General features: G+C 72.4%; 22 protein-coding genes and 1 pseudogene. 5 read left to right on the forward strand and 18 right to left on the reverse strand.

All coding sequences use genetic code 11. The annotated features are described in order from the left end of the window. Positions 1–17: 17 nt before the first annotated feature. The 3 genes from ACWEMJ_RS02575 to ACWEMJ_RS02585 form a co-directional block, all read right to left on the reverse strand. A complete protein-coding gene (locus ACWEMJ_RS02575) occupies positions 18–1,193 on the reverse strand; it encodes an 8-amino-7-oxononanoate synthase (protein ID WP_452135083.1) in 1,176 nt (391 codons plus the stop codon). A gap of 101 nt (positions 1,194–1,294) precedes the next feature. Then, the gene (gene infA / locus ACWEMJ_RS02580; protein ID WP_452135084.1) at positions 1,295–1,519 is read right to left on the reverse strand and encodes a translation initiation factor IF-1; all 225 of its coding nucleotides are present in this window, start codon (positions 1,517–1,519) and stop codon (positions 1,295–1,297) included. Between the two features lie 52 nt (positions 1,520–1,571). Continuing rightward, complete coding sequence (locus ACWEMJ_RS02585; RefSeq protein ID WP_452135085.1) at positions 1,572–2,330, reverse strand: GNAT family N-acetyltransferase; 759 nt, start codon at positions 2,328–2,330, stop codon at positions 1,572–1,574. A 226-nt stretch (positions 2,331–2,556) separates the two neighbouring features. Here ACWEMJ_RS02585 and ACWEMJ_RS02590 point away from each other — a divergent pair, with 226 nt between their 5' ends. Together ACWEMJ_RS02590 and ACWEMJ_RS02595 are read left to right on the forward strand one after the other, a co-directional pair. Beyond that, positions 2,557–3,762 (forward strand): hypothetical protein, encoded by a 1,206-nt coding sequence (locus ACWEMJ_RS02590; protein ID WP_452135086.1) that lies wholly within the window; start codon positions 2,557–2,559, stop codon positions 3,760–3,762. A 77-nt stretch (positions 3,763–3,839) separates the two neighbouring features. After that, entirely contained in the window at positions 3,840–5,600 is a 1,761-nt protein-coding gene (locus ACWEMJ_RS02595; RefSeq protein WP_452135087.1) for a hypothetical protein, read from the forward strand. 18 nt (positions 5,601–5,618) lie between these two features. Here ACWEMJ_RS02595 and ACWEMJ_RS02600 read toward each other — a convergent pair whose 3' ends face one another. The 10 genes and pseudogenes from ACWEMJ_RS02600 to ACWEMJ_RS02645 all read right to left on the reverse strand — a co-directional run. Further along, positions 5,619–6,101 (reverse strand): MarR family winged helix-turn-helix transcriptional regulator, encoded by a 483-nt coding sequence (locus tag ACWEMJ_RS02600; RefSeq protein ID WP_452135088.1) that lies wholly within the window; start codon positions 6,099–6,101, stop codon positions 5,619–5,621. Between the two features lie 58 nt (positions 6,102–6,159). Beyond that, complete coding sequence (locus ACWEMJ_RS02605; RefSeq protein WP_452135089.1) at positions 6,160–7,011, reverse strand: nitroreductase/quinone reductase family protein; 852 nt, start codon at positions 7,009–7,011, stop codon at positions 6,160–6,162. A gap of 108 nt (positions 7,012–7,119) precedes the next feature. Continuing rightward, on the reverse strand, positions 7,120–7,599 hold the full coding sequence (locus ACWEMJ_RS02610; protein ID WP_452135090.1) for a macro domain-containing protein: 480 nt from the start codon (positions 7,597–7,599) through the stop codon (positions 7,120–7,122). Positions 7,600–7,658: 59 nt separating this feature from the next. Further along, positions 7,659–9,149 (reverse strand): multicopper oxidase domain-containing protein, encoded by a 1,491-nt coding sequence (locus tag ACWEMJ_RS02615; RefSeq protein WP_452135091.1) that lies wholly within the window; start codon positions 9,147–9,149, stop codon positions 7,659–7,661. Then, positions 9,146–10,147 carry a TIGR03842 family LLM class F420-dependent oxidoreductase gene (locus ACWEMJ_RS02620; RefSeq protein ID WP_452135172.1) on the reverse strand — a complete coding sequence of 334 codons (1,002 nt, stop codon included), beginning with the start codon at positions 10,145–10,147 and terminating at the stop codon, positions 9,146–9,148. Before ACWEMJ_RS02620 ends, ACWEMJ_RS02615 begins: the two co-directional genes overlap by 4 nt. Positions 10,148–10,181: 34 nt before the next feature. Continuing rightward, positions 10,182–11,570: a dihydropyrimidinase gene (gene hydA, locus ACWEMJ_RS02625; protein ID WP_452135092.1), complete on the reverse strand. Its 1,389-nt coding sequence runs from the start codon at positions 11,568–11,570 to the stop codon at positions 10,182–10,184. 5 nt (positions 11,571–11,575) lie between these two features. Then, positions 11,576–12,418, reverse strand: a complete 843-nt coding sequence (locus tag ACWEMJ_RS02630) for a nitrilase-related carbon-nitrogen hydrolase (protein ID WP_452135093.1) — start codon at positions 12,416–12,418, stop codon at positions 11,576–11,578. Positions 12,419–12,630: 212 nt separating this feature from the next. Further along, a complete protein-coding gene (locus ACWEMJ_RS02635; protein WP_452135094.1) occupies positions 12,631–13,806 on the reverse strand; it encodes a DUF6183 family protein in 1,176 nt (391 codons plus the stop codon). 428 nt (positions 13,807–14,234) lie between these two features. Then, positions 14,235–14,927 (reverse strand): ALF repeat-containing protein, encoded by a 693-nt coding sequence (locus ACWEMJ_RS02640; RefSeq protein WP_452135095.1) that lies wholly within the window; start codon positions 14,925–14,927, stop codon positions 14,235–14,237. A gap of 152 nt (positions 14,928–15,079) precedes the next feature. Then, positions 15,080–15,705: pseudogene (locus tag ACWEMJ_RS02645) on the reverse strand (transposase); the annotation flags it as partial. A gap of 136 nt (positions 15,706–15,841) precedes the next feature. On the opposite strand from ACWEMJ_RS02645, the gene ACWEMJ_RS02650 reads away from it, so the two are divergent. Continuing rightward, the gene (locus ACWEMJ_RS02650; protein WP_452135096.1) at positions 15,842–16,282 is read left to right on the forward strand and encodes a hypothetical protein; all 441 of its coding nucleotides are present in this window, start codon (positions 15,842–15,844) and stop codon (positions 16,280–16,282) included. A 65-nt stretch (positions 16,283–16,347) separates the two neighbouring features. Then, positions 16,348–16,785, forward strand: a complete 438-nt coding sequence (locus tag ACWEMJ_RS02655) for a transposase (protein WP_452135097.1) — start codon at positions 16,348–16,350, stop codon at positions 16,783–16,785. A 557-nt stretch (positions 16,786–17,342) separates the two neighbouring features. Here ACWEMJ_RS02655 and ACWEMJ_RS02660 read toward each other — a convergent pair. From ACWEMJ_RS02660 to ACWEMJ_RS02680, 5 genes are all read right to left on the reverse strand, one after another. Further along, a complete protein-coding gene (locus ACWEMJ_RS02660) occupies positions 17,343–18,239 on the reverse strand; it encodes a serine hydrolase (RefSeq protein WP_452135098.1) in 897 nt (298 codons plus the stop codon). Between the two features lie 48 nt (positions 18,240–18,287). Beyond that, the gene (locus ACWEMJ_RS02665) at positions 18,288–18,899 is read right to left on the reverse strand and encodes a TetR/AcrR family transcriptional regulator (RefSeq protein ID WP_452135099.1); all 612 of its coding nucleotides are present in this window, start codon (positions 18,897–18,899) and stop codon (positions 18,288–18,290) included. 83 nt (positions 18,900–18,982) lie between these two features. Beyond that, complete coding sequence (locus tag ACWEMJ_RS02670; protein ID WP_452135100.1) at positions 18,983–19,573, reverse strand: hypothetical protein; 591 nt, start codon at positions 19,571–19,573, stop codon at positions 18,983–18,985. 38 nt (positions 19,574–19,611) lie between these two features. Beyond that, the gene (locus ACWEMJ_RS02675) at positions 19,612–20,733 is read right to left on the reverse strand and encodes an NADAR family protein (protein ID WP_452135101.1); all 1,122 of its coding nucleotides are present in this window, start codon (positions 20,731–20,733) and stop codon (positions 19,612–19,614) included. A gap of 131 nt (positions 20,734–20,864) precedes the next feature. Then, positions 20,865–21,398: a putative immunity protein gene (locus ACWEMJ_RS02680; RefSeq protein WP_452135102.1), complete on the reverse strand. Its 534-nt coding sequence runs from the start codon at positions 21,396–21,398 to the stop codon at positions 20,865–20,867. Positions 21,399–21,643: 245 nt separating this feature from the next. Here ACWEMJ_RS02680 and ACWEMJ_RS02685 point away from each other — a divergent pair, with 245 nt between their 5' ends. Continuing rightward, the gene (locus ACWEMJ_RS02685) at positions 21,644–22,594 is read left to right on the forward strand and encodes a beta-ketoacyl-ACP synthase III (protein ID WP_452135103.1); all 951 of its coding nucleotides are present in this window, start codon (positions 21,644–21,646) and stop codon (positions 22,592–22,594) included. Positions 22,595–22,611: the final 17 nt, after the last annotated feature.

Below are 22,611 nucleotides of genomic sequence, written 5' to 3' on the forward strand. Positions count from 1 at the left end.
GACCCCGCCGGCCGGCCCTACCGCGTCTTGACCACCACGCCGACCGCGAAGGCGATCTGGTCGCCGGTCAGGTCGGCGCGGGCGGTCAGGCGCAGCCGGGGCACGCCGTCGGGGACGGACGGGGGGCGGAAGCAGCCGACCGCGAGTCCTTCCTCGCGGCAGGCGGCGGCCCAGCGCACGGCGTGCTCCGGGTCCTCGGCCCGCACCGAGACCACCGCGCCGTCGGGGGCGGTGGCGTCGAGGCCGAACTCGGCGAGGCGGGTGGAGAGTTCGCGGGCCACCCGGAGGGCGTCGGCGGCCCGGCCGGGTTCGGCGCGCAGCAGGCGCAGCGCGCCGAGCGCGGCGCCGACGGCGGCGGGGTTGAGGCCGGTGTCGAAGATGAAGGTGCGGGCGGCGGAGATCAGGTGCCGGATCACCCGTTCGGGGCCGAGCACCACGCCGCCCTGGGAACCGAGCGACTTGGACAGGGTCGCGGTGGCGACCACGTCGGGCTGTCCGGCGATGCCGGCGGCGGCGCCCGCGCCGGCCCCGCCGGGGCCGAGCACGCCGAGGCCGTGCGCGTCGTCGAGGACCAGCGCCGCTCCGAACTCCCTTGCCACGGCGAGGTGTTGGGCGAGCGGGGCGGCATTGCCGTCGACCGAGAAGACCGAGTCGGTGACCACCAGGGCGCGAGCCTGGGTGCGGCCGGCGAGGGCGGCGCGGACGGAGCGCGGGTCGCAGTGGGCGGCGCGGGCGACCTGGCCCTTGGCGAGCCGGCAGCCGTCGATCAGCGAGGCGTGGTTGTGGGCGTCGGAGACGATCAGGGTGTCCGGGCCGGTCAGCGCGGTGAGCACGGCCAGGTTGGCGGCGTAGCCGGAGGAGAACACCAGGGCCGCCTGGTAGCCGCAGAACTCGGCGAGTTCCCGCTCCAGTTCGGTGTGCGCGGCGGTGGTGCCGGTGACCAGCCGGGATCCGGTGGAGCCGCCGCCCCAGCGCAGCGCCGCCTCGGCGGCCGCGCGGGTGACGGCGGGGTGCCTGGTCAGTCCGAGGTAGTCGTTGGACGCGAGGTCGAGCACCTCGTCCTCGGCGGTGCGGCCGCGCAGCCGCCTGGTCAGCCCGGCGGCCTCCCGTTCGGCCGCCGCCGCGTCCACCCAGTCGAACACCGTCTCCGGGCGAGCGGGCCGCGCTCCCGTGCTGACCTGCGAATCTTCCATGCCCGGCACTCTGTCACCCCGCCGGGCGCCGGGGCAACGGCCGCCGCCGCGATGTGCGCCTTCGCACATCGCGCCGCGGGGCCGTCGCCGTTCGGGGCCGGTCAGTTGCGGTAGCGGTACATGATCCGGCCCCGGGTCAGGTCGTACGGGCTGAGCTCGACCAGGACGCGGTCGAACGGGAGGATCTTGATGTAGTTCTTGCGGATCTTCCCACTGATGTGGGCGAGGACCTGGTGGCCGTTCTGGAGCTCCACCTTGAAGGTGGCGTTGCGCAGGCACTCCAGTACGGTGCCTTCGATTTCCAGGCCTTTGCTGATTCGCGGCAAGGTTTCTCGTCTCTCGAGTCGGTGATGCGAAGGGTGGCGGGCGGCGCCCCGGTCAGTGCGGGCGGCGCACCAGTTCGGCGAGGTGGCCGGTGCGCCGGGCGCCGAGCTGCTCGAACAGGGTGGTGGCGGCCGAGTTGGCCTGGTCGATCTCCGTCCACGCCGTGTCGATGCCGGCCTCGGCGAGGGTGGCGAGCGCGTGCCCGAGCAGGGCCCGGCCGGCACCCCGGCGCCGGAGCTCGGCGCGCACGGCGAGCAGCCCGATGCGGGCCCGCCTGCCCCGTGACACTACACGGATCAGGCCCGCGTACCGACCGTCGACCTCGGCGACCGCGTACAGCGACGGGTCGATCAGGGTGTCTCCGGGCGGGCAGGGGCGCAGCTCGGCGGGCATGGTGTGCCAGCCGACGGCGGCCTCGACCTGCGCCCGGACGTCTGTGTCGAGGGCGCGCAGCAGCCGTTCGTCGGCGGTGCCGGCGGGCAGGATCCGCACGCCCTCGGGCAGCGGCGCGACGGCGGTGCGGGTGGGCAGCAGGTACTCCCACTCTCGCCGCTGGACGGCGAAGCCGACGCGCTCCCAGCGGGCGGTCGTCTCGGCGTCCTCGCCGCCGACCAGGGTGTGCAGCACGGCGCCCGGCAGCTCGCCGAGCATCGCGGCGGCCAGCGGGTCGAACGCCTGGCCCTGCCAGACGTCGATGCTGAGGAAGAGTCGGCCGTCGGGCCGGTGGGAGACGTCACCGCGGCCGACGATCTGCTCGTCCGCCACCGCCTGCCACTGGGTCTCGTCGACCCGGTTGATCATCACAGTGTTCATGGCTGTCGCCTTTCGGAAGTGCCTGCACAGCAGGGCGCTCCCGACAGCGACTCGATCAGCCGCACACCGTGAGGAAAAGGGGGAGCACCCACCTTGGCCGAGCTCTCATGGGTGTTCACCTCCTTGCGTCCTGTCACGGTGACCCGAACGTTAGCAACCACGCGGTGGCCGCGCCAAGCGATTTAATTTCCGGCGGAGTTCGCCGGGTCTCGGGCACACTCGCCCGGTGGATCTCCCCCTGTTGACGGCCGCGGTCGAGCGCGGCGACACGCCTGCCCTGCGAGAACTGCTCGACCGGCTCCCGACGGCTGCGCCGGCGGGCGAGGCCGGGTCCGCGCTGCTGGCCGCGGCCGCGTACCGGGGTGCGGACGAGCTGGTGGCGGCCCTGGTGGAGGCCGGTGCCGACGCCTCCCGTCCCTGGCCGGGCGGGGTCGATCCGGTGGTGTGGGCGGCGTGCAACGGACACGTCCGGACGCTCTGGCACCTGCTGGCGAACCTGCCGCCGGGCGCTGCCGAGGACGCCGGCGGCCGGGCGCTGGCGGCCGCGCGAGCGACGATCGACGCCGGGCCGGGGCTGCCACCGCCCGGGGTGTGGGGCGTGGTGACCGAGTTGGAGGCCGGACTCGGGGTGCGGCACTCGCCCGGGGAGCTGCTGGCGCGGGCGCTGGTGCACGGCCGCTCCGACTGCGACGACTGGTTCGCCTCGCTGTTGCCGTTCGGCCGCCGGCCGTCCGCGGACCTCTTCCACTGGGCGCGCGCCCGGTACCTCGATGCGCCGTCCGCGCCGCAGCGACGCTTCGCGCTCGACGCGATCCGTTTTCTCGACCTGGGGATCGACGAGTTCGACGAGGACACCGACCCGGTGGACGCGTTCCGCGCGGAGGCCGCGGCGTTCCTGCGGCCGCTGATCGACCGGGAACCGGACCCGGAGGCCCTGGCCTGCGCGATCTCCGCGTTCGCCTCGTTCCACTCGTCCGCCCCGGTCACCACGTCCGCCGGCTCCGGTCGGCCCGAGCTGCCGCAGTCCGTGCTGGCCCATCGCGACCACCCCGAGCAGTCCGTCCGGTGCGCCGTCGCCAATGCCGTCGCCGGGGCCGTCAAATGGGGTGCCCGCGACCGGCGGCCCGAGACGGTGTCCGCGCTGCTCGGGTTCACCGCCGATCCCTTCTTCCGCATCCGGGCCGTCTCGCTGCACGCGCTGTACGAAGCCGCCGATGTTGACGCGCCGGCTGCGCGGGCCGCCATCGCCGCCCGGCTGCACGATCCCGTGCGGGAGGTCGCGATCCAAGCCGCCGGGGCGCTGGCCCGGCGCGGGGACAGCCGCGGGTTCGCCGCCCTCGACGAGGTGGAACCCGAGCTGACGAACCGTCACGATCCCAACACGTCGCTGGTCGCCGCCATCCGGTGGCGGCTGGCATCGGAATCCCGCTGACGCTGTCGCCGACGCGTGGAACGCTTGGCGGGAGGGCGGGCCGGGCATGGTCCGGGCAGGGCGGGAGGGGGTTCGTGATGAGCCGTCGGATTAGGCGCTGGGCGCTGGGGGTCGCGGCGTGGTGGCTGTGGCTGCCGTTGCTGGCCGCGCTGGTGTGGCTGGTCAAGCACGCGGTGTTCGGTGGGTTCGGGCAGCAGGACCAGAGCTACCGGCTATTGCTGGAGCGGGAGTTCTTCCCGCACCGCGGGCCGGTGGACGCGGCGCCGCTGTTCTGGTTCTGGGTCGCGGTCGGCCTGGGCGGCACGGTCTGGGCGGTGCTGGGGGCCGAGGCCCGTACGGGGGCGTGGTTCGGCGGCTGGCGGGTCAGGGTCGTCGTCGGGGTGCTGGCGCTGGCCGTGGTCGCCTCGCTGGCGCGCGGCTGGACGGGGGTGTGGGACGACGACAAGGACGCGGGCCGGTTCTACGCCGCGGCGACGGTGCTGGACGTGCCGAAGGGCACGGCGACCCCGCGTTCGGTGCTGGCGGTGACGGAGCACACCCGGCCGGGCGACGGCGGCCGCTGCGACCTGCTGGGGACGGCGGACGTGCCGGCCTGCGTGAAGACCGAGTCGATGCCGGACTTCGACTTCGAGGCCCGCACCGCCTCGTACGCGGCGGCCACCAAGGCGCTCACCGACAGCGCGGGCCTGTCCTCGGGCATCCACCTGATGGGCCACAGCCTGCACTACCTGCCGAACGCGGGGAAGGACGGCGGGGTGTGGACGGCGGTGCTGGACGGCTCGGGCGAGCAGCCGATGGAGGGCGTCGCGGTCTGGGACGGCGGATCGAACTCAGTGGTCAGCTGCGGGTTCCGGGGCGAGCACGCGTTCGGCCGGGCGTTCGGCGGGACGGGCGCGGTCAGCCTGCGCAACCTGCTGGCCGAGCGCTTCCCCGACCTGGTCTACAGCGAACAGGACATCTGGGGCTACTGCGACGGCCCCGACCCGCGCACCGCGCAGCCGGTGGTGGTGATCTCGGTGGCCCGGCAGATCGGCTGGAAGCAGCGCACCGTGATCGCCCCGGCCGGGGTGCTGGTGCTGCGCGGCTCGCCGGACGGGCGGCCGGACATCGCCTACCGGGCGCAGGTCGCGCCGGGCGAGCTGCCGGGCGCGGTGTACCCGGGGTCGGTGGTGCGCTCGCAGATCCGCGAGGTGCAGTGGCTCGGCGGCCGCGGCGCGAAGGACGACCGGGGCTTCGGCTTCTCGCACACCTCGGCGGCCACCAACGCCACCAACCCCGGTGAGTTCCTGCTGCGTTCGAAGGCGGACGGGCACCTGTACTACGTGACGCCGCTGGTCCCCCGGGAGAGTTCCTCGCAGCTGGTGGTGGCGTTCGCGGTGCTCCAGGCCGACCGGGTCGACAACGGCCTCAACGACCTGCACGTGTACCTCCGCGCCGACGACGCCCCGCCAGTGAACCTGGACGTGCTGGCCAGCCGGATGGTCTCCTACATGGCGCAGCAGACCTCCATCACCATCAGCGCCGGCCCGGGCGGCGCCCTCCAGGAGCTGATCCCGTTCGGCAAGGACATGTGGCGCGGCTTCGTGGACTTCAACGGGCAGACCCAGGACTACATCGACCTCTCCGGCGACGCGACGGTCACCCCCAACCTGGTCTCCCTGACCGGCCCGATCACACCCCCGGGCGGCCAGCCCCAACCCCAACCCCAACCGAGCACCCAGCCGTCCGGCCCACCCGCGGCCGGCTGCGGCGGCGACCCCGGCCAGCTGTCGAACTCCCAACTCGCGGCCTGCATCGCCGAGTTGTCCAAGGCCCTGCAGGGCCGCGTGCACGACTAGCCCCGCCGGGTGGGGCCCTCAGGGGGTGGTTGCGCCCTGTTCGTAGGCGGTCATGGTGCGGACGAACAGGGCGCGTTCGGCGGGGGTGAGGGGGGCGAAGGCGGCCTGCCAGGCGGCGGCGCCGTTGGCGAGCCAGCGTTCGACGGCGGTGCGGGTGGCGGGGTCGGCGGTGAGGGAGACGATGGTGCGGCGGCGGTCGTCGGGGTCGGGGGTGCGTTCGAGGACGCCCTGCTTGGCGAGGTCGGCGACCATCAGGCTGACCGTGGTGGGGGCGACTTCGAGGCGGGCGGCGAGGGTGCCGACCGGCATCGGGCCGTCGTAGACCAGGTAGGAGAGCAACGACAGGTGTCGGGGCGCGAGTTGGAAGCCGGCCAGGGCGTCGGGGACGGCGATCCGCTTGACCCGGGCGGCGACCCGGGGCATCAGCAGCAGCATGGCCCGGACGGCGTCCGGTGCGGTGAGGCCGTCGTCCGGTGCGTGCTGCGACTCCGGGTGGGCCATCCGGGCCTCCTGCTGATGTCCGTTCCTGCGGGCGCGCCCACGGTACCGGACGGGCGGTTCAGCGCGGCGGGTGCGGGGCGGACGGCGGCAGCAGCTGGGTCTCCTCGTAGGCGAAGTGCGCCTCCAACCCGTCGGTGAGCCGGTCGAGTTCGGCGCGCAGGTCGGCGGCGTCGGCGTCGGGTGCGGCGAGCCGGGCCTCGAAGCGGGCCAGGGCGTCGGCGACGGTGCGGTGTTCGGCGCGCAGCCGGGCGAGGGCGGGGATCAGCTGCGGGTACTGCCGTTCGAAGGCGGTGAACGCGCCGTCCTCGCGGGTGTGGTGCATGCCGAGGCCGTAGCAGAACTGCAGGCAGTGGTCGCGCAGTTGGGCGGCGAGGTCGGGTCCGGGGACGGGGCCGGCGTCGTCCAGGCGGGTGCGCAGGTCGGCGAGTTGGCGGCGCAGGTCCTCGTGGTGGAGCCGGAGTTGGGCGACCACGCGGCCGGCCAGCGCGGGGTCGACGGACAGGTCGAGGGGGTGCAGGGCGACGACCGGGATGGTGCGGTCGGTGCGGCTCGCGTACTCGGCGAAGGCGGGGACCAGGCGGGCGTGTTCGGCGAACTGGTGGTCGCGTTCGGCGCCCTCCAGTTCGACGGGCCGCACCGACAGGGTGGTCAATCCGCCTTCGCCGTCCGGGAGTTCGACGGTTCCGCCGCCTGCCGCGAACAGGTTGCGGTACCACTGGGGGTGGTCGGCGGCGCCCCCGTTGGAGCCGAAGACCAGGTAGCGGCCGGCGTCCTCGCGGTAGGCGAGCGGGGTGGTGCGGGGGCGGCCGGTGGTGCGGCCCGCCGTGGTGAGCAGCAGCAGGGCGGAGAAGCCCTCCACCTGTCCGCCCCGCGCCCGGAACTCCGCGACGACCTGCTGGTTGAAGTCCATGGCCGATCCTCTCCCCCGCACCCAGATTGTGTTTGCAAGCAAAGGCAATCTAGACAGGACTCCGCGCCTCGGTCAACTGCCCGCCGAGCAAGCGGACATGACGCGACATCAGAAGTCGTAGACCGTCACCGGTGTGCCGCGCCCGGTGAGCCGGGCCGTCACCAGCGGCTCGACGTGCTCCCACCGCCCGCCGGCCAGGCCGCAGCCGATCCGCGGCATGTGGACGGAGGCGCCCAGCCGCCGGGCGTGGCCGCCGAGGGCGTCGAGGGCGGTGTCGACGGCCTCGTAGCGGATCGGGACGCCGGTGGAGCGGCTGGTCCGAATGCCGCGCTGGCCGACCATGTTGGCCACCCACAGGTACGACTCGACCTGCACCAGCTGCACCGCGCCGAGCCCGAAGTCGTTGCCGGCCCGCTCCCGGTGCCAACGCCGGTACGCGGCCTCCGGCTCGGGCCAGCGACGGGAGAGCGCCAGCACGAAGCCCTTGCCCCAGCCGCCGAGGTCGTTGCAGACGTGCGCGATGATCCGGTTGCCCTTGCCCTGCGGCGCGGTGGCGTCCCCGCGCAGGTAGGTGATGGTCTGTTCCATCCGGGCATGCTGCCATCCGCCACCGACAACGGCGACAGCGGCGACAGGGGTCGCGGCGGTCAGTGCGCGTATCCGGGGCCCGTGTAGCTCCGGGTGACGGTGCTCTCGGTGCCGGGGGTGACGGTGACGAACTGGCCCATCATCCCGGCGTCCTCGTGGCGCAGCAGGTGGCAGTGGTACATGTACGGCTCGACGGGGTCGGTGAACGGGCCGAAGGCGACGGCCAGGCGGACGGTGGCGCGGGCGGGGGTGAAGACGGTGTCCTTGTGGCCGCCGGTGGGGCGGCCGTCGGCGTCCAGCACCTGGAAGGCGACTTCGTGGATGTGGAAGTTGTGCGGGGCGCCGGTGGCGTTCTCGATCTCCCAGATCTCGACGGCGCCGGCGGGCACGACCTCGTCGATGCGCTGCATGTCCATCGGGCGGCCGTTGATGCTGTCGCGGCCGCTGAGCGTGAAGCGGCGCACCCGGGCGCCGGCGGGCGGGTGGATCGGGTCGGGGGCGGGCAGCGCGGTGGGCGGCGCGGGCGCCGGCGGGAGGGCGTCGGTGGCGGTGAAGCGGATCAGGTCGAGGTCGCCCTTGCCGATGTCGAGGCCGTTGTCGAGGGTGCGCAGCACGACGTTGTCGCCGGGGGTGAATGCGACCAGGATCTCGGCGCGTTCGCCGGGGGTGAGGTCGAGGGTGTCGGTGGGGACGGGGGCGGGCAGCAGGCCGCCGTCGGTGCCGACCAGGTGGAACGGGCGCCGGTCGGCGAAGCTCAGGTGGTACATCCGGGCGTTGGAGGCGTTGAGCAGGCGCAGCCGGACGCGGGCGGTGGTGACGGTGAAGCGCGGGTTGTAGGTGCCGTTGACCAGGATGCGGTCGCCGAGGATGCCGAAGGGGCCGCTCATCGGGTCGCCGTCGAGCCGGCCGCGGTCGGTGAGCTTCTTGTCCTGGAGGATCAGCGGGATGTCGTCGGTGCCGTAGCGGCCGGGGAGTTCGGCGTCCCGGTCGTCGTCGATCAGGAACAGTCCGGCGAGGCCGCGGTAGATGTGCTTGGCGGTGGCGCCGTGCGGGTGGGGGTGGTACCAGGTGGTCGCGGCGGGCTGGTCGATCGTCCAGCTGGGGGTCCAGCGGCCGCCCGGGGCGATCAGTTGGTGGGGTCCGCCGTCCATCGCGGCGGGCAGCCGCATGCCGTGCCAGTGGACGGTGGTGGCCTCGGGGAGGGTGTTGCGGACGGTCATGGCGATCCGGTCGCCGCGGCTCGCGCGCAGGGTGGGGCCGAGGTAGGAGCCGTTGAAGCCCCAGGTGTCGGTGGGGCGGCCGGGCAGCAGTTCGGTCCGGGCGGCGAACATGGCGAGGTCGAAGCGGCGGATGCCGTCGGCTTCCCGGACGGGGTGCAGCAGCGGCGGGATGCGCAGCGGCGTGGACAGGTCCAGCGGCGGGGGCGGCGGCAGCGGGCGGGCGGCGTCCGGTCCGCAGCCGGCGGTGAGGCCGGCCGCGCCGGTGAGCGCGGCGAGTCCGAGGAAGGTCCGCCGGTTGACGGGCGGCCGGTGGGCGGGGCAGTGGCTCATGGGGTCAGCGCCGGGACGACGTGCGCGCCGTACGCGTCGATGGTGGCCTCGCGGGCGTCGTGCATCGCGTACATCGCGAACTGGTCGACGCCCAACTCCCTTAGGGTGCGCAGCTTTTCGATGTGTGCTTCGACGGGGCCGAGCAGGCAGAAGCGGTCGACGACGCTGTCGGGGACGAAGTCGGTGGAGGGGTTTCCGGCGCGGCCGTGGTGGCTGTAGTCGTAGCCGTGCCGGTCCTTGATGTAGGCGGTGAGTTCCTCGGGGACGGCGGCGGAGTGCTCGCCGTAGCGGGCGACCAGGTCGGCGACGTGGTTGCCGACCATGCCGCCGAACCAGCGGCACTGTTCGCGGGCGTGGTCGAGGTCGTCGCCGACGTAGGCGGGCGCGGCGACGCAGACGGTGATCGCGGCGGGGTCGCGGCCGGCCTCCTCGGCGGCGCGGCGGACGGCCTTGACCATCCGTTCGGTGAGGTAGGGGTCGGCGAGCTGGAGGATGAAGCCGTCGGCCTTCTGCCCGGTCAGGGCGAGGGCCTTGGGGCCGTAGGCGGCCATCCAGACCGGCAGGCGGCCGTCCTTGATCCACGGGATGCGGATCGGGGTGCCGTCGACGACGGCCTCGCGGCCCTCGGCGAGGTCGCGGATGGCGTCGACGGCCTCGCCGAGCCGGGCCAGGGTGTTCGGCGGGCGGCCGGCGACGCGCATCGCGGAGTCGCCGCGCCCGATGCCGCAGACGGTGCGGTTGCCGTACATGTCGTTGAGGGTGGCGAAGGTGGAGGCGGTGACCTCCCAGGTGCGGGTGCCGGGGTTGGTGACCATCGGGCCGACGTGCAGGTGCTCGGTGTGTTCGAGGATCCGGCTGTGGATCACGAACGGCTCCTGCCAGAGCACGGCGGAGTCGAAGGTCCAGCCGTAGCGGAATCCGTTGCGTTCGGCGCGGCGCATCAGGTCGACGACCTTCGCGGCCGGCGGGTCGGTCTGCAGGACGAGTCCGAAGTCCACTGCGGGGGTTCCCACTTCCGTAGGCTGAGGGGGGTCAGAGGTACTGGCAGGTGGAGCGGGGCAGGAAGGCACCGTGGCCGGGGCGGCCGAGGTACTGGCCGCGGTCGAGGACGACCTCGCCGCGCGACAGCACGGTCTCCACCCGCCCGGTGACGGTGCGGCCCTCGTAGGCCGAGTAGTCCACGTTCATGTGGTGGGTGGCGGCGGACAGGGTGTGGGTGGCGTGCGGGTCGTAGATCACCACGTCGGCGTCCGCGCCGGGGGCGAGGGTGCCCTTGCGCGGGTAGAGGCCGAACATCCGGGCGGGCGCGGCGCAGGCGATCTCGATCCACCGGCGGCGGGTGAGGTGGCCGTCGACGACGGCCTGGTGCAGCAGGTCCATCCGGTTCTCGACGCCGGGCAGGCCGTTGGGGATCTTCGAGAAGTCGCCGCGGCCGAGTTCCTTCTGGCCCTTGAAGCAGAACGGGCAGTGGTCGGTGGAGACCACCTGGAGGTCGTCGGTGCGCAGCCCGCGCCACAGGGCCGCCTGGTGGTCCTTGGGGCGCAGCGGGGTGGAGCAGACGTACTTGGCGCCCTCGAAGTCGGGTTCGGCGAGGTTGTCGGTGGACAGGAACAGGTACTGCGGGCAGGTCTCGCCGAAGACCGGCAGGCCGAGGTCGCGGGCGGCGGCGAGTTCGGCGAGCGCCTCGCGGGCGGAGACGTGCACCACGTACAGCGGGGCGCCGGCCACCCGGGCGAGTTGGACGGCGCGGTGGGTGGCCTCGGCCTCCAGCAGCGCCTTGCGGACCTCGCCGTGGAAGCGGGGGTCGGTCTCGCCGCGGGCGAGGGCCTGTTCGACCAGGACGTCGATGGCGGGGCCGTTCTCGGCGTGCATCATGATCAGGGCGCCGGTGTCGGCGGCCTGCTGCATGGCGCGCAGGATCTGGCCGTCGTCGGAGTAGAAGACGCCCGGGTAGGCCATGAACAGCTTGAACGAGGTGACGCCCTCGCCGATCAGGCCGGGCATCTCGCGCAGCGTCGACTCGTTGACGTCCGACATGATCATATGCAGGCCGTAGTCGACGGCGCAGCGCCCGTCGGCCTTGGCGTGCCAGGCGTCCAGGCCGGCCCGCAGCGAGGCGCCCTGGGACTGGACGGCGAAGTCGATGATCGTCGTGGTGCCGCCCCAGGCGGCGGCGCGGGTGCCGGTCTCGAAGGTGTCGGAGGCGTACGTCCCGCCGAAGGGGAGCTCCATGTGGGTGTGGGCGTCCACGCCGCCCGGGACGACGTACTTGCCGGTGGCGTCGAACACCCGCTCCGCCGTCCAGTGGTGGCGTCCGGGCAGGGCGAGGGCGACGACGGTGCCGTTCTCGATCAGCACGTCGGCGGGCGTCTCGTCGGCGGCGGTGACGACCAGCCCGCCGGTGATCAGGGTCCGGGCCACCGCGTTCACGCCCCGGTGAGCGGGCCGTAGGCGTCCGGTCGGCGGTCGCGGTAGAACGCCCACTGCCGGCGGACCTGGTCGATGACGTCGAGGTCGAGGTCGCGGACGACGAGTTCCTCGTGCTTGTCGGAGGCGACCTCGCCGACGAACCGGCCGCGCGGGTCGACGAAGTAGCTGGTGCCGTAGAAGTCGTCGTCGCCGTACTCCTCGACGCCGACCCGGTTGATCGCGGCGACGAAGTACTCGTTGGCGACGGCGGCGGCGGGCTGTTCCAGCTGCCACAGGTAGGCGGACAGGCCGCGGCTGGTCGCCGACGGGTTGTAGACGATCTCCGCTCCGGCGAGGCCGAGGGCCCGCCAGCCCTCCGGGAAATGCCGGTCGTAGCAGATGTTCACGCCGACCTTGCCGACCGCGGTGTCGAAAACCGGCCACCCGAGATTCCCGGGCCGGAAATAGTACTTCTCCCAGAATCCGTGCACCTGGGGAATGTGGTGCTTGCGGTACTTTCCGAGGAAACTCCCGTCGGCGTCGATCACGGCGGCGGTGTTGTAGTAGAAACCGGCCTGCTCGATCTCGTAGACGGGCACCACCATCACCAGCTGCAACTCGCGCGCCAGCGCGCACATCCGCCGCACGGTCGGGCCGTCCGGGACGGGCTCGGCCCAGGCGTAGTGCTCGGGTTCCTGCACCTGGCAGAAGTACGGCGCGTTGAACACTTCCTGGAACCCGATGATCCCGGCACCCTGCGCGGCGGCGTCCCGCGCGGCCTTCTCGTGCGCCGCGATCATCGATTCCTTGTCGCCCGTCCACGCGGTCTGGAACAGGGCAGCCCTGACGATACGACTCATGGTCGCACTCCTCGCTCGAAGGCCGACGGAAAAGGCACCGTAGATCGTCGAGACTAGGAGCTCAATTCGGAATGCCGAAGTGCCACGCGGGGACGGAAGGAAACCCGATATAGGGACGATGTACAGATAGTCCGTTTTACGGAATGGAATTCATCCTCCCGTCCACACCGCCCCGCAGGGCCTGGACAACAGGGCGATCCCCGCTGCGACCCTCAGTCGGTATCGGTGGCGGCCAGCATCGCGATCCCGTGGCCGTCCGGCCGGAGGACGGCCACGGCCAGATCCCATGCGACCTGGTGGAACCAGGGGGACTTCGGCTCGATCGTCCACCAGGTTGCCCTCCGCACCAGCTCTGCCGTCTGCTCGATCGGCAGAACTGTCGGCGCGCCCACCAGCCCCGCCAGCGACTGCCACGTCGCCAGCCTGCCGTACGCGCCGTGGAGGCCCCGCCCGTAGGCGGGCGACCGCACGGCTGCGGTCAGCAGCACTCGGTACACCGTGTCCGGCGTCGCCGGACGGAGCGGCCGGGCTGCGCCCTCGGCTTCGGGCCAGGGCTCAAGCGGAAGACGCGAGAAAACTGCCGGGAAGGTGCTTTGCGCCACCGGATCGGTACACCGGAATTCCTGCCCGGCGACCTTTCCATTCGACTCGGCACGCCAGTGCGCAACGACGCAACCGCTTGCCCGGACGAACGTTTCGTCCCCGACTTCGGCGAAGTCGATCTCCTCGGCATCGCCGCGGAGCGGAGGCAGAGGGGTGGAACAGAGTCCGGCCGGGGCCATGACCGGGGTCGCCGAGATCGTCCAGGTCCAGTTCCGGGATGCTCCCGAAGGCCGGCGCACCCCGAGCTCTTCGGGCATGAGCGTCAGCGGCAAGACGGCGAGGGGGTGCCCATCAGCCCGCAGGGCGCGCGTGAAAGAAATGATCTCGGGTAGTTCTGCCACCTCCACCCCGACAAGGAGGAGCTCCTGGACCAGGCAGGCCGAGAATTCGTACTGATAGGACGACCTCAGGGCCCCCGAAAATCCCAAGGAGGTGAGGTCACTGGCGCTGTGGTGGTGTGCGACTATCGCGGCCAGAGTCCTCGCCGACGGAGGCCCGGCGATCTCGTCCATCGCCGGAAGCGCAATCAGCCGCAGCAAGGTTTGCAGGCCGGCCGTCCCGGAAGTCGAACCGAGCGTACGGAAGAGATGGTCAAGTGCGAATACGGCCCGCACATTGACCGGCCCCTGCTGCGTGGCCGCCAGCCGGACGAGCTCGGCACCGAGGCCACCGACCACTTCGAACTCTGAGCCGCCGATCAGCGCGGTGATCTCAGCGTGCAGCTCGGCGGCCGCAGTCTCGTCGCCCTCCGAAGCCGCCAGGGCTCCAGCCGCGTCAAAGGCCATGTTCGTTCTCGTTCCTCATATGGAGAGGGGGCCCGACGCTGTGGTGGCGGGCCCCCTCGCTGTGTACGTCAGGGGGTATAGGTCTACGGGTAGGCGCTGAGGATGGAGTCAGTACGTGGGTGAATTGCCAGCCTAATGTATTTTTCGCCCTTGGCACCGACGATCCGATTCACAGCCCACCGGAGCCAAGACCTTTCACTGAGCAATGAGTCCCGCTTTCGACATATTCGTACTTCATGTCGGCCCGCGGAACTGCTTCGACGAAGGACGCCCTTCCGGAACCGTCGACAATCGCGGTCCGGGACTGGACCTCACCCGCGGCATTGCCTTCCTGCATCTTCTGGTGGGCGGTTTTGAATGCCTCGATCGCGGCCTTGTGGGCTTCGGCGGCACTTGCCTGCGCTTCGAGCCTGGAGGCGAGGGCCCTGTCAGCGGTTTCCTTGGCGTCGGTCGCGACCTGGCGGGCCTGCGCTGGAGACGGAGTAGTCGGCGCTGCGGGCCGCCGCATCCGCACTGACGGCGAAGGCGCGCGCCTGGGCGGCGTACGCGGCGGCCTTGTCCGCGGCCTCCTTGGCCTGACGGGCGGATTCGGCGGCCTTGACGGCCCACTCGTCGGCCTCGGCGGCGGAAGCCTGAGCCTGCTCGGCATGGCCGCCGGCCTCGTTGGCCGCGCCACGCGCAGTGGCGTAGAACTCGGCGGCCTCGGCTGCATGCTGGCGGGCGAGAGCCGTACCGCCGCCTGCGTCCTGCAGGTACGAGGCGATAGTCACCACATGCGCCGCGGTCACGGCGTCGCGCTGCTGTGCCTTGGGCAAGCCAACGGCGGGTAATGCGCCGAGGCGCGAGACCGGACCGGACAGTGCGGCCTGGGCGGCGGCGTGGACCTCGGGACCGCCGGTGGACATGATCCGGGTGACCGCAAGGCGATTGTCGGTGTCACGGGCGGTGTACTGACCGGTGGTCAGGAACGCGGCGATGTCGCGGTGCCCCGATGTCGCCTGCGCAGAGCGGGGCCGCTCCGGCGGCGGGGGACAAGTCGACCGTGGAGGCGGAGACGGCGCCGACGCTCTGCTCGGTGACGCGCACTCCGTTCCACCACGCACCGGCGGTGCGGCCGGCACCAACCACTTTCGCGTTCGTGCCCGTATCGACGGCCGCAGTAGTGGTCTTGGCCGGCGCGATGCCGTAGACCGGCACAGTCAACTGGGCCGAGGCGGCGACGCTGAGCCTGGGACAAACCATTGGACCCGCTGACGGGGGTGCGTCGTAGGGTTCGGGGCGCGGAGATCAGGGCTGCGGCGATGCCGGCGAAGGCGAGGAAGTGCTCGGCCTTGCGCTCGTAGCGCCGGTGCGGACGCCGGCACCCGCCGAGCCAGGACATCGTGCGTTCGATGACCCAGCGGTGGCGGCCCAGCCGTTGGGAGGACTCGACTCCACGGCGGGCGATGCGCGGGACGACACCGCGTGACCGCTGCCACCGCCGCAGGTGGACCTTCGATCCGTTCTTTCCGCGGTCAGTCGGATTCGGTCCGGTCAGTGGCCCCCTTTGAGGGCGCGGATGCTCACCGAGTCGGTGGCGCACGGCGACCAGTCCAGCTCGCCCTGGGCGCCGAGTTCGTCCAGGACGACCCGGTACAGCCGCGCCCAGACCCGCTCGCGGCTCCACGTCGCGAAACGCCGGTACACCGTCTGCCGGCAGGCCCCGAGGACCGGCGGGAGCTGGCGCCAGGTGCAGCCCGAGGTCGCCACGAACACGATCGCGGCCGGCACTTCACGGTCTCCGGCCCGCCGTCGGCCACCGCCCTGCGGACGCTGAACGACCATCGGTGACACCACCCGTCGAAACAACTCCCACAACTCGTCCGGGACCAGGCGCTCAACAAGGCTCTCCACGACCACTCAACAACCCCTGGCACCAAGAGAAACGACGTCTTGGTACTCCAGCTCGGCTTCGCGATCTTGTTGGTACGCGGTGGGGCTTCGGGAGCGACGGCGAGCCGGGGTCTCGCCGAGTGGCGCTCGGTAAGGTCGGATCATGGACACCGATGAGAGTGGCTCTGCCGATGTGGCACCGGCTCTGAACTGGCAGGACGCGTCAACATTGCGATGGGTTGAGCGCCCCGACGACGTCGACGCCGCCTTCGACCGGGGTGAGCCCCATGTCGGGGTGGCAGTGATCTTTCTGGCGTTGAATCACGACAACGCAGATGCGATCTTGTCTCAGGTCGCTCGGGCGATGTCGGCTGATGATCCGGAGATCCGTCGGCAGGGCGTTGTTGCCCTGGCCCATGTGGCCCGGCTGCACCGCGTCGTGGATCAACGATGTCTCAATCTGCTGCGCGGCTTCCCTCGCGGCAACGAAGCCGACGATGACCTGTGGTCTTTCGTGGAGCACCGGCTGCTGCCATGGTGGCTCTGGCGTCATCACGCCGGCCAGCGAGTGCTCTGGCTGCTGTGTGACAGATGGCGGGGTTGAGATGCTGTGGCCTATGCCGGGAACGGGAACGGCCACCGCGTGATCATCAAGGGTTGGGTGGACTCATGGTGATCGTACGGCGGCCGCAGGCCAAAACACGGCGGCCGCCCGGTGGTGGGGCGATGTTCGACCAGGCGATGTCGAGGATCGCGGGAAGGCTCCGTCGGGTTGAGCACCTCGGTGCCGACGACGGCGTGCTGATTGTCGACGAGACCGGGTTCTTGAGGAAGGATCGCAGGACGACGGGCGTGCAGCGGCAGTACACCGGCAGGGCCGGACGGATCGAGAACTGCCAGGTCGACGTGTTCCTCACCTACGCCTCGCGTCACGGGCGGGCCTTGACCGATCGCCGGCTCCACCTTCCCGAGCAGGCCTGGTGCGAGGACGCCGAGCGTCGCACCCGCGTGGACGTCCCTGACCGGGCGAGGTTCGCGACCAAGCCCACGCTGTCCGGGCAGATGATCGGGCGGCACTCGGGGCCGGGGTCACCGCTTCGTGGGTGACCGGCGACCGGCGACGAGGCCTACGGCCAAGACCCGGTCCTGCGGGCCCTGTTGGAAGCCTGCGGGATCGGCTACGTCCTGGGCGCCGACGCGACACCTCCAAGACCCGCTCAGCCCAACCGCGCTGTTCGCAGCAGCGACCCGATCGACCTGTCAGTCCCCGAGATCCGCCGTCTGCTCGGGACACTGCTCGATCCGCCCAGCGCCACCCCGAACATGCTGCCGGCCTGGTCAGCCCGGCGCCGGCGACCCCGGACCACAGCCCGTCGCAGCCACTACCGGCGCCGGCTCTCCGCCCCCTTCACCGCACAGATCGCAAAGCCACACTGGCGTATTAGCCCCCCGTGCGCGTCAACTCCACTCGGGAACCGGGTCCCTGACCGTGCCCGACCCGGCCGTTCGACGTGGACCCGGACACCTTCGACGGCATCCTCGACCGGCTGCGGGCCGCCGGCGCCCGACAACGGCCGCAGCGACCATCCGCTGTGCGCCTGGGGCCTGTACTTCACCGACCCGGCGGGCAACCTGTTCGAGGTCATGACCACCGCCTGAACCGCTCACCCCCGCAGGGCCGCGACCGCCTGCCGGGCGGCCTCGCCGATGGCGCGGTCGATCGCGGCGTCGTCCGTATCGGGCCGGGAGCGGGTGAAGACGGCGGCGGCGTACTGGCGGCCGTCCGGGAAGGAGACCACGCCGATCTCGTTGCGGACCACCCGCAGCAGGCCGCCGCTCTTGGCCGCGACCCGCACCGGCGGGCGGAACCCGCTCGCGATCCGGTGCCGGGTCAGCTGGCTCGCCATCACCGTCCGCACCCGCGCGCAGGCGGCGGCCGGGCCCGCCCGGTCGGTCCAGATCAGGCGCAGCAGCTCGGCCATGTCGCGCGGGGTGGTCCGGCTCCCCCGCACCGCGTCCAGGGCGCGGGTGGTCGGCAGCCGCTCGTGCAGCCGGGCCAGCTCCTCGGGCGGGGCGCCGGCGGCCCAGGTCTGGAGGCCGGCCCAGTCGGCGCGGCCGAGGTCCTCGCCGATGCTGTCGAACAGGGTCCGCAGGTCGGACTCGACCACGGTGCCGTGCAGGCCGAGGCGCGCGGCCGTCGCGTTGAGCGCGCCGACGCCGAGCCGCCGCAGCAGCGCGTCGGTGGCCGGGTTGTCGCTGATGGTGAGCATCAGCGACACCGCGTCCCGCCAGGACAGCACCGCATCGTCCTCGAACAGCGCCGTCCCGGTCGGCCCGATCGTCCGCCCGGCGGCCCCGAGCGTCACCCGCTCCCGCCCGTCCAACCGGCCGTCCACGAACGCGGTCTCGGCCTCCAGCGCGACCTGCACCTTGAACACCGAGGCGGGCACCACGGCCCGGTCCGCGTCCAGCGCGACCTCGCCCTCCCCGCCCACCTCCCGCACGCACAGCGCGCCCTCGCACCCGGCCCGCTCGAAGATCTCCCGCAGCTCTCCCGTCATGCCCCGGATTCTTGCAGCACGCCACGGGCCGGTCGGCGGTGGGAAGCGTCAGGCGGCAGCAGGCAGGAGGCGGTTCAGGGCGTGGCGGGTGCGGGTGGCGGCGAGGGGGTCGCGGAGGAGTTGGAGGGCCTGGTTGAGCGCCAGGTAGATGCCCGTGAGCTCGTGGACGATCTGCTCCGGGTCGGTGTCGGGCGGCAGGTGGCCGGCCTCGACGGCGAGTCGGACCTCGCCGGCCAGGCGGCGGCGCCAGACCAGCAGCAGGCGGGCCACGTTCCTGCGGACCGGGCCGTCGTGGGCGTCGAACTCGACGGCGGCGGTGGTGAACAGGCAGCCGCCGGGGAAGATCTCGCGCGCGTGCTCCAGGTAGGCGATCCAGCTCTCGCAGACCGCCCGCAGCCGGGGCAGCCCGGGTTCGGCGTGCGCGGCCGGCTCCCAGACGAGGGTGGTGAAGAGCGTGGACGCCCGTTCCAGGGTGGCGAGTTGCAGCGCCTCCTTGGTGCCGAAGTGGCCCAGGACGCCCGCCTTGCTGAGACCGAGATCGGCGGCGAGGCGTCCGATGGTCAGCCCTTCGAGGCCGTCCACCGAGGCCAGTGCCACACTCCGGTCGATGATCCGGGCCCGGGTGCGGCGGGCCTCGGCCACGGTGCTGCGCGGGCTCATCGCTCCCCCTCCATCCTGGTCCGGTCCGGTCCGCGCATCCTACGTGGTGACCGGGCTGACGTGCGGAGAGGGCCGCCGGGGGCTCAGTCGCCGAACTGCGACCAGACGATCCCGACACCGGCACCGTCGGCGCTGCGCCCGATCAGGATGCTGTTCGAGGTGAACGCCCGGGTCGGGAACACCAGCGCGTTCGCGCCGCGCTCCTCGTCGACGAGCACGTCCAGCAGCGGCGTCCGGGAGCCCGCGTCCTGCTGCGCCCGGAACGCGGCCACCGCGTGGGCCACCGGGTCCCCCGCACGGGCGAAGCCGGGGGTGCGGTGCAGGGCGCGGTCGATGCTCAGGTTGCCCGGGGTGCTGGAGGAGATCGCCGCGGCGTGCTCGCTCAACTCGTTGACGTCGTCGGACACTTCCTCCCACTCGGCGTCCGCCACCGCCCGCGGGCCGGCGCCGGCGGCGAGCAGCGCGACGGCGGCCACGGTCGCCCCGTGCTCCTCGCTCCACTCGTACGCGAGGTGGACGTCGTGCCGCCCGTCGCCCAGCTCGGCGAACGTGAACCAGCCGCTCGCGTCCAGCCCGCACACCGAGACGTTCCCCCGGGCGGCCAGCTGCCCGACGAGCACGAACTCGCCCTGCCGGGACTCCAGTACCGCGTTGATCGCTTCGCTCATCGTCACGGCGGCGAGTATGGCAAGCCGCTACGACAGCCCGGGTCTCACCGCTCGAAGATCCCCGCCTGCTCCGCCCACAGCTCGGAGCGGACGAGTTCGAGCAGCCGCCCGGACCAGTTGCGGCCCCGTCCGGCGTTGTCGCCCCAGAACGCCGAGTCCATGTCGTCGTAGATCAAGGTGGCGTCGTCCGTCGCCAGCAGGACGGCGGCCAGCTCGGGGTGCTGGCGGTACTTGGCGCGCAGCAGGCGGGTCAGGACGGCGGTCCTGGCGTGCTCCCAGCCTTCGCGGCGCGGGGCGCCGGCCGCGATCCGGCGGGCCGCGCCGCCGGTCTCCGCTGTCGTGATCGCGTCCCGGGTGCCGGGATCGGCGACCGACAGCGCCCAGTAGGCGTGGGCGACGGAGCGGTGGGTGACGCCGTCCACCGTGATCGGGGCGGGGTAGTCGTGGCGCAGGCCGGTCTTGCCGGGGTCATCCACCGGCTCCCTCGGGTACGAGTGCGGCAGCTTGACGGCCGGGGCGAAGGACGCCTCCGGCCCGTCCGCCGGGACCCGGGCGGCGCGCTCGGCCATCCACCGCGCCCGCTCCTCGAAGTACCCGAGGGCCTCCTCGTAACTCTCCTGGCCGACCACCCCGTCGAACGGCAGGTACGTCCGCCCGCCGGGCCCGGCCACCAGGATCCGCAGCGGCCGGTCCTTGCGGTCCATGTCGCCCAGCGCGAAGCGGCGCTGCGACTCCGGGACGGCCAGGAACGCGGCGCGGGCCGCGGCGCGGTTCTCCTCGGTCCGGTCGGCGAGGAACACCTCGACGGCGGCCAGACAGCGGCCGGTCGAGTCCGGCCGCCCGTTCAACTGGTCGATGGCGTCCAGGACTTCGGCGACCAGCAGCTCGGGGGTGATCCAGCTCTCCGGCTCGCCGAACCTCCAGTCCGCAAGCTCGTGCGCGGACGCCTCGGCCCCCTCCGGAAAGCCGGTGGCCACCCACCCGCTGCGCAGCTTCTCCTCGAACTCCTCAACGGTGACCAGGCCCCAGCAGTCGATCAGCCCGTCGGCGTAGATGAACAGGTCGGTCAGGAAGTACTGCCCGCCGTTGCAGATGAACGCGTGCCGCCAGGTGCCGGGTATGCGGACGCCGTCCGCGACGCGATGGGTGATCCGGTTGCCGATCATCCAGGGATTCTGCCGCAGCACCGGCCGCGCCCGCTCGAAATCGGCCGGCAGAAAGGGCAGTCCCCCACTGAATCGGGTGCGGTTCGTTGCGGGGGAAGGTGGTGGTCCGCTGCCGCCGTACCTGGTCGTCGTCAGACGCGGAGGGCGGCGTCGAGATCGCGGATGAACTCCCCCACCCGCCCGCCTCCGGGAGGTGCGGCGGGCATCCGGCCGAGCACCGCGGTGACCGCTGGTGGTGCCTGGCGACGCGCCCATTCCAGGGTGCCCGCACCGACCCGCGGGTCTCCCCCGGACACCAGCTCTTCTGCTCGTGCGGCATGCGCTGCCGCTCCGAGAATGTGTTTCACCTGATGCGCGTCCGCCAGGGGATGGAGGTAGGCAGCGCCGGCCGCGTGGCTTGCCGCTCGTGCCGCGTCGACCGCAGCGGGTGAGGTGGCTTCCCGTGCAGCCCTGAACGCCGCCCACGCGCTCTGCCGCAGTGCGGCCGTGCGCCGGCCGCCCCCGGCGAAGACGAGTGCCGCGTCGATGGCGTCGCGAGGGCGCCCGTCAGCGGGAAGACTCTGCTCGAAGATCGACAACGTCCTGCGCGCACAGTCGGCCGCGTAGCCCGCGATCTCACGAAGTTCGGGTTCGCTCAGTTCAATTTTTTCTGACTTGCTCGGCACGGCTCCATCCTGCCTCAAGTCGCCGGTCTGCGCGGACACTTCTCGCGCGTTCACCCCCGTCACAGCCGCCCCTCGGCCGCACACCGGTGCGACCGTCGCAGGGGTTCTCGCCCCGGTCGGGTGTCGACCGCTGCCGGCGGGTCCGGTGGGTGGGCGGGCTTTTAGCTTCCGATCGGTCGGTTGCTATATTCCAGGCCGTTGCCTCCGGCACCGGCCGGCGGCCGTTGTCGCGGAAGGGGAATGCCATGCCCGGAGTGCGGATCGCCGGTCTCGGACACCACCAGCCCAGCAGGGTGCTGACCAATGACGAGTTGGCGACGATGGTGGAGACCGACGACGAGTGGATCCGGCGGCGGACCGGGATCGTGACCCGGCGGATCGCGGGGCCGCAGGAGTCGGTGGCGGATCTCGCGACGGCGGCGGCCGGGAAGGCGCTGGCGGCGTCGGGGCTGGATCCGGCGCAGATCGGGCAGGTCACGGTGGCGACGTGCAGCGCGATGGACCGGTGCCCGTCGATCGCGGCGCAGGTCGCGGGCCGGCTGGGCATCCCGTCGGCGGTGGCGTTCGACGTGAACAACGGCTGCGCGGGCTTCTGCACCTCGCTCTCGCTGGCGGACCACTCGCTGCGGGCGGGCGCGGCCCGGCACGCGCTGGTGATCGGCGCGGAGAAAATGTCGGACGTCACCGACTGGACGGACCGCCGCAGTTGCATCCTGCTGGGCGACGGCGCGGGCGCGGCCGTGCTGTCGGCGACCGACGGCACGGAGGCCGGCGTCGGGCCGGTGGTGTGGGGGTCGGACCCGTCGCGGGCGAGCGCGGTGCGACTGCAGGGCTCGTGGCAGCCGACGTTCGAGCAGGACGGGCAGGCGGTGTTCCGCTGGGCCACCACCGAGCTGCCGGCGCTGGCCGAACAGGCGTGCCGCGCGGCCGGGTTGAGCCCGTCCGAGCTGGACGGGGTGGTGACGCACCAGGCGAACCTGCGGATCATCGAGTCGCTGGTGCAGAAGCTGGGCCTGTCCGAGGACGCGGTGGTCGCCCGGGATGTGGTGGACTCCGGCAACACCTCGGCGGCGTCCGTCCCGCTGGCGCTGGCGAAGCTCGTCGAGCGCGGTGAACTTCCCTCCGGCGCACGGGTGTTGCTGTTCGCGTTCGGCGGCGGACTGTCCTGGGCGGGCCAGGTCGTCACCTGCCCGTAGGGCACCCGACCCGGCCC

This window comes from Kitasatospora sp. NPDC004531 (assembly GCF_053602195.1).

Bases quoted from the DNA above. Each gene is read 5' to 3' on its own strand.
- ACWEMJ_RS02575 (WP_452135083.1), bottom strand. From the start codon at position 1,193: ATGGAAGATTCGCAGGTCAGCACGGGAGCGCGGCCCGCTCGCCCGGAG.
- ACWEMJ_RS02585 (WP_452135085.1), bottom strand. From the start codon at position 2,330: ATGAACACTGTGATGATCAACCGGGTCGACGAGACCCAGTGGCAGGCG.
- ACWEMJ_RS02595 (WP_452135087.1), top strand. From the start codon at position 3,840: ATGAGCCGTCGGATTAGGCGCTGGGCGCTGGGGGTCGCGGCGTGGTGG.
- ACWEMJ_RS02600 (WP_452135088.1), bottom strand. From the start codon at position 6,101: ATGGCCCACCCGGAGTCGCAGCACGCACCGGACGACGGCCTCACCGCA.
- ACWEMJ_RS02605 (WP_452135089.1), bottom strand. From the start codon at position 7,011: ATGGACTTCAACCAGCAGGTCGTCGCGGAGTTCCGGGCGCGGGGCGGA.
- ACWEMJ_RS02610 (WP_452135090.1), bottom strand. From the start codon at position 7,599: ATGGAACAGACCATCACCTACCTGCGCGGGGACGCCACCGCGCCGCAG.
- ACWEMJ_RS02615 (WP_452135091.1), bottom strand. From the start codon at position 9,149: ATGAGCCACTGCCCCGCCCACCGGCCGCCCGTCAACCGGCGGACCTTC.
- ACWEMJ_RS02630 (WP_452135093.1), bottom strand. From the start codon at position 12,418: ATGAGTCGTATCGTCAGGGCTGCCCTGTTCCAGACCGCGTGGACGGGC.
- ACWEMJ_RS02635 (WP_452135094.1), bottom strand. From the start codon at position 13,806: ATGGCCTTTGACGCGGCTGGAGCCCTGGCGGCTTCGGAGGGCGACGAG.
- ACWEMJ_RS02650 (WP_452135096.1), top strand. From the start codon at position 15,842: ATGGACACCGATGAGAGTGGCTCTGCCGATGTGGCACCGGCTCTGAAC.
- ACWEMJ_RS02655 (WP_452135097.1), top strand. From the start codon at position 16,348: ATGGTGATCGTACGGCGGCCGCAGGCCAAAACACGGCGGCCGCCCGGT.
- ACWEMJ_RS02660 (WP_452135098.1), bottom strand. From the start codon at position 18,239: ATGACGGGAGAGCTGCGGGAGATCTTCGAGCGGGCCGGGTGCGAGGGC.
- ACWEMJ_RS02665 (WP_452135099.1), bottom strand. From the start codon at position 18,899: ATGAGCCCGCGCAGCACCGTGGCCGAGGCCCGCCGCACCCGGGCCCGG.
- ACWEMJ_RS02675 (WP_452135101.1), bottom strand. From the start codon at position 20,733: ATGATCGGCAACCGGATCACCCATCGCGTCGCGGACGGCGTCCGCATA.
- ACWEMJ_RS02685 (WP_452135103.1), top strand. From the start codon at position 21,644: ATGCCCGGAGTGCGGATCGCCGGTCTCGGACACCACCAGCCCAGCAGG.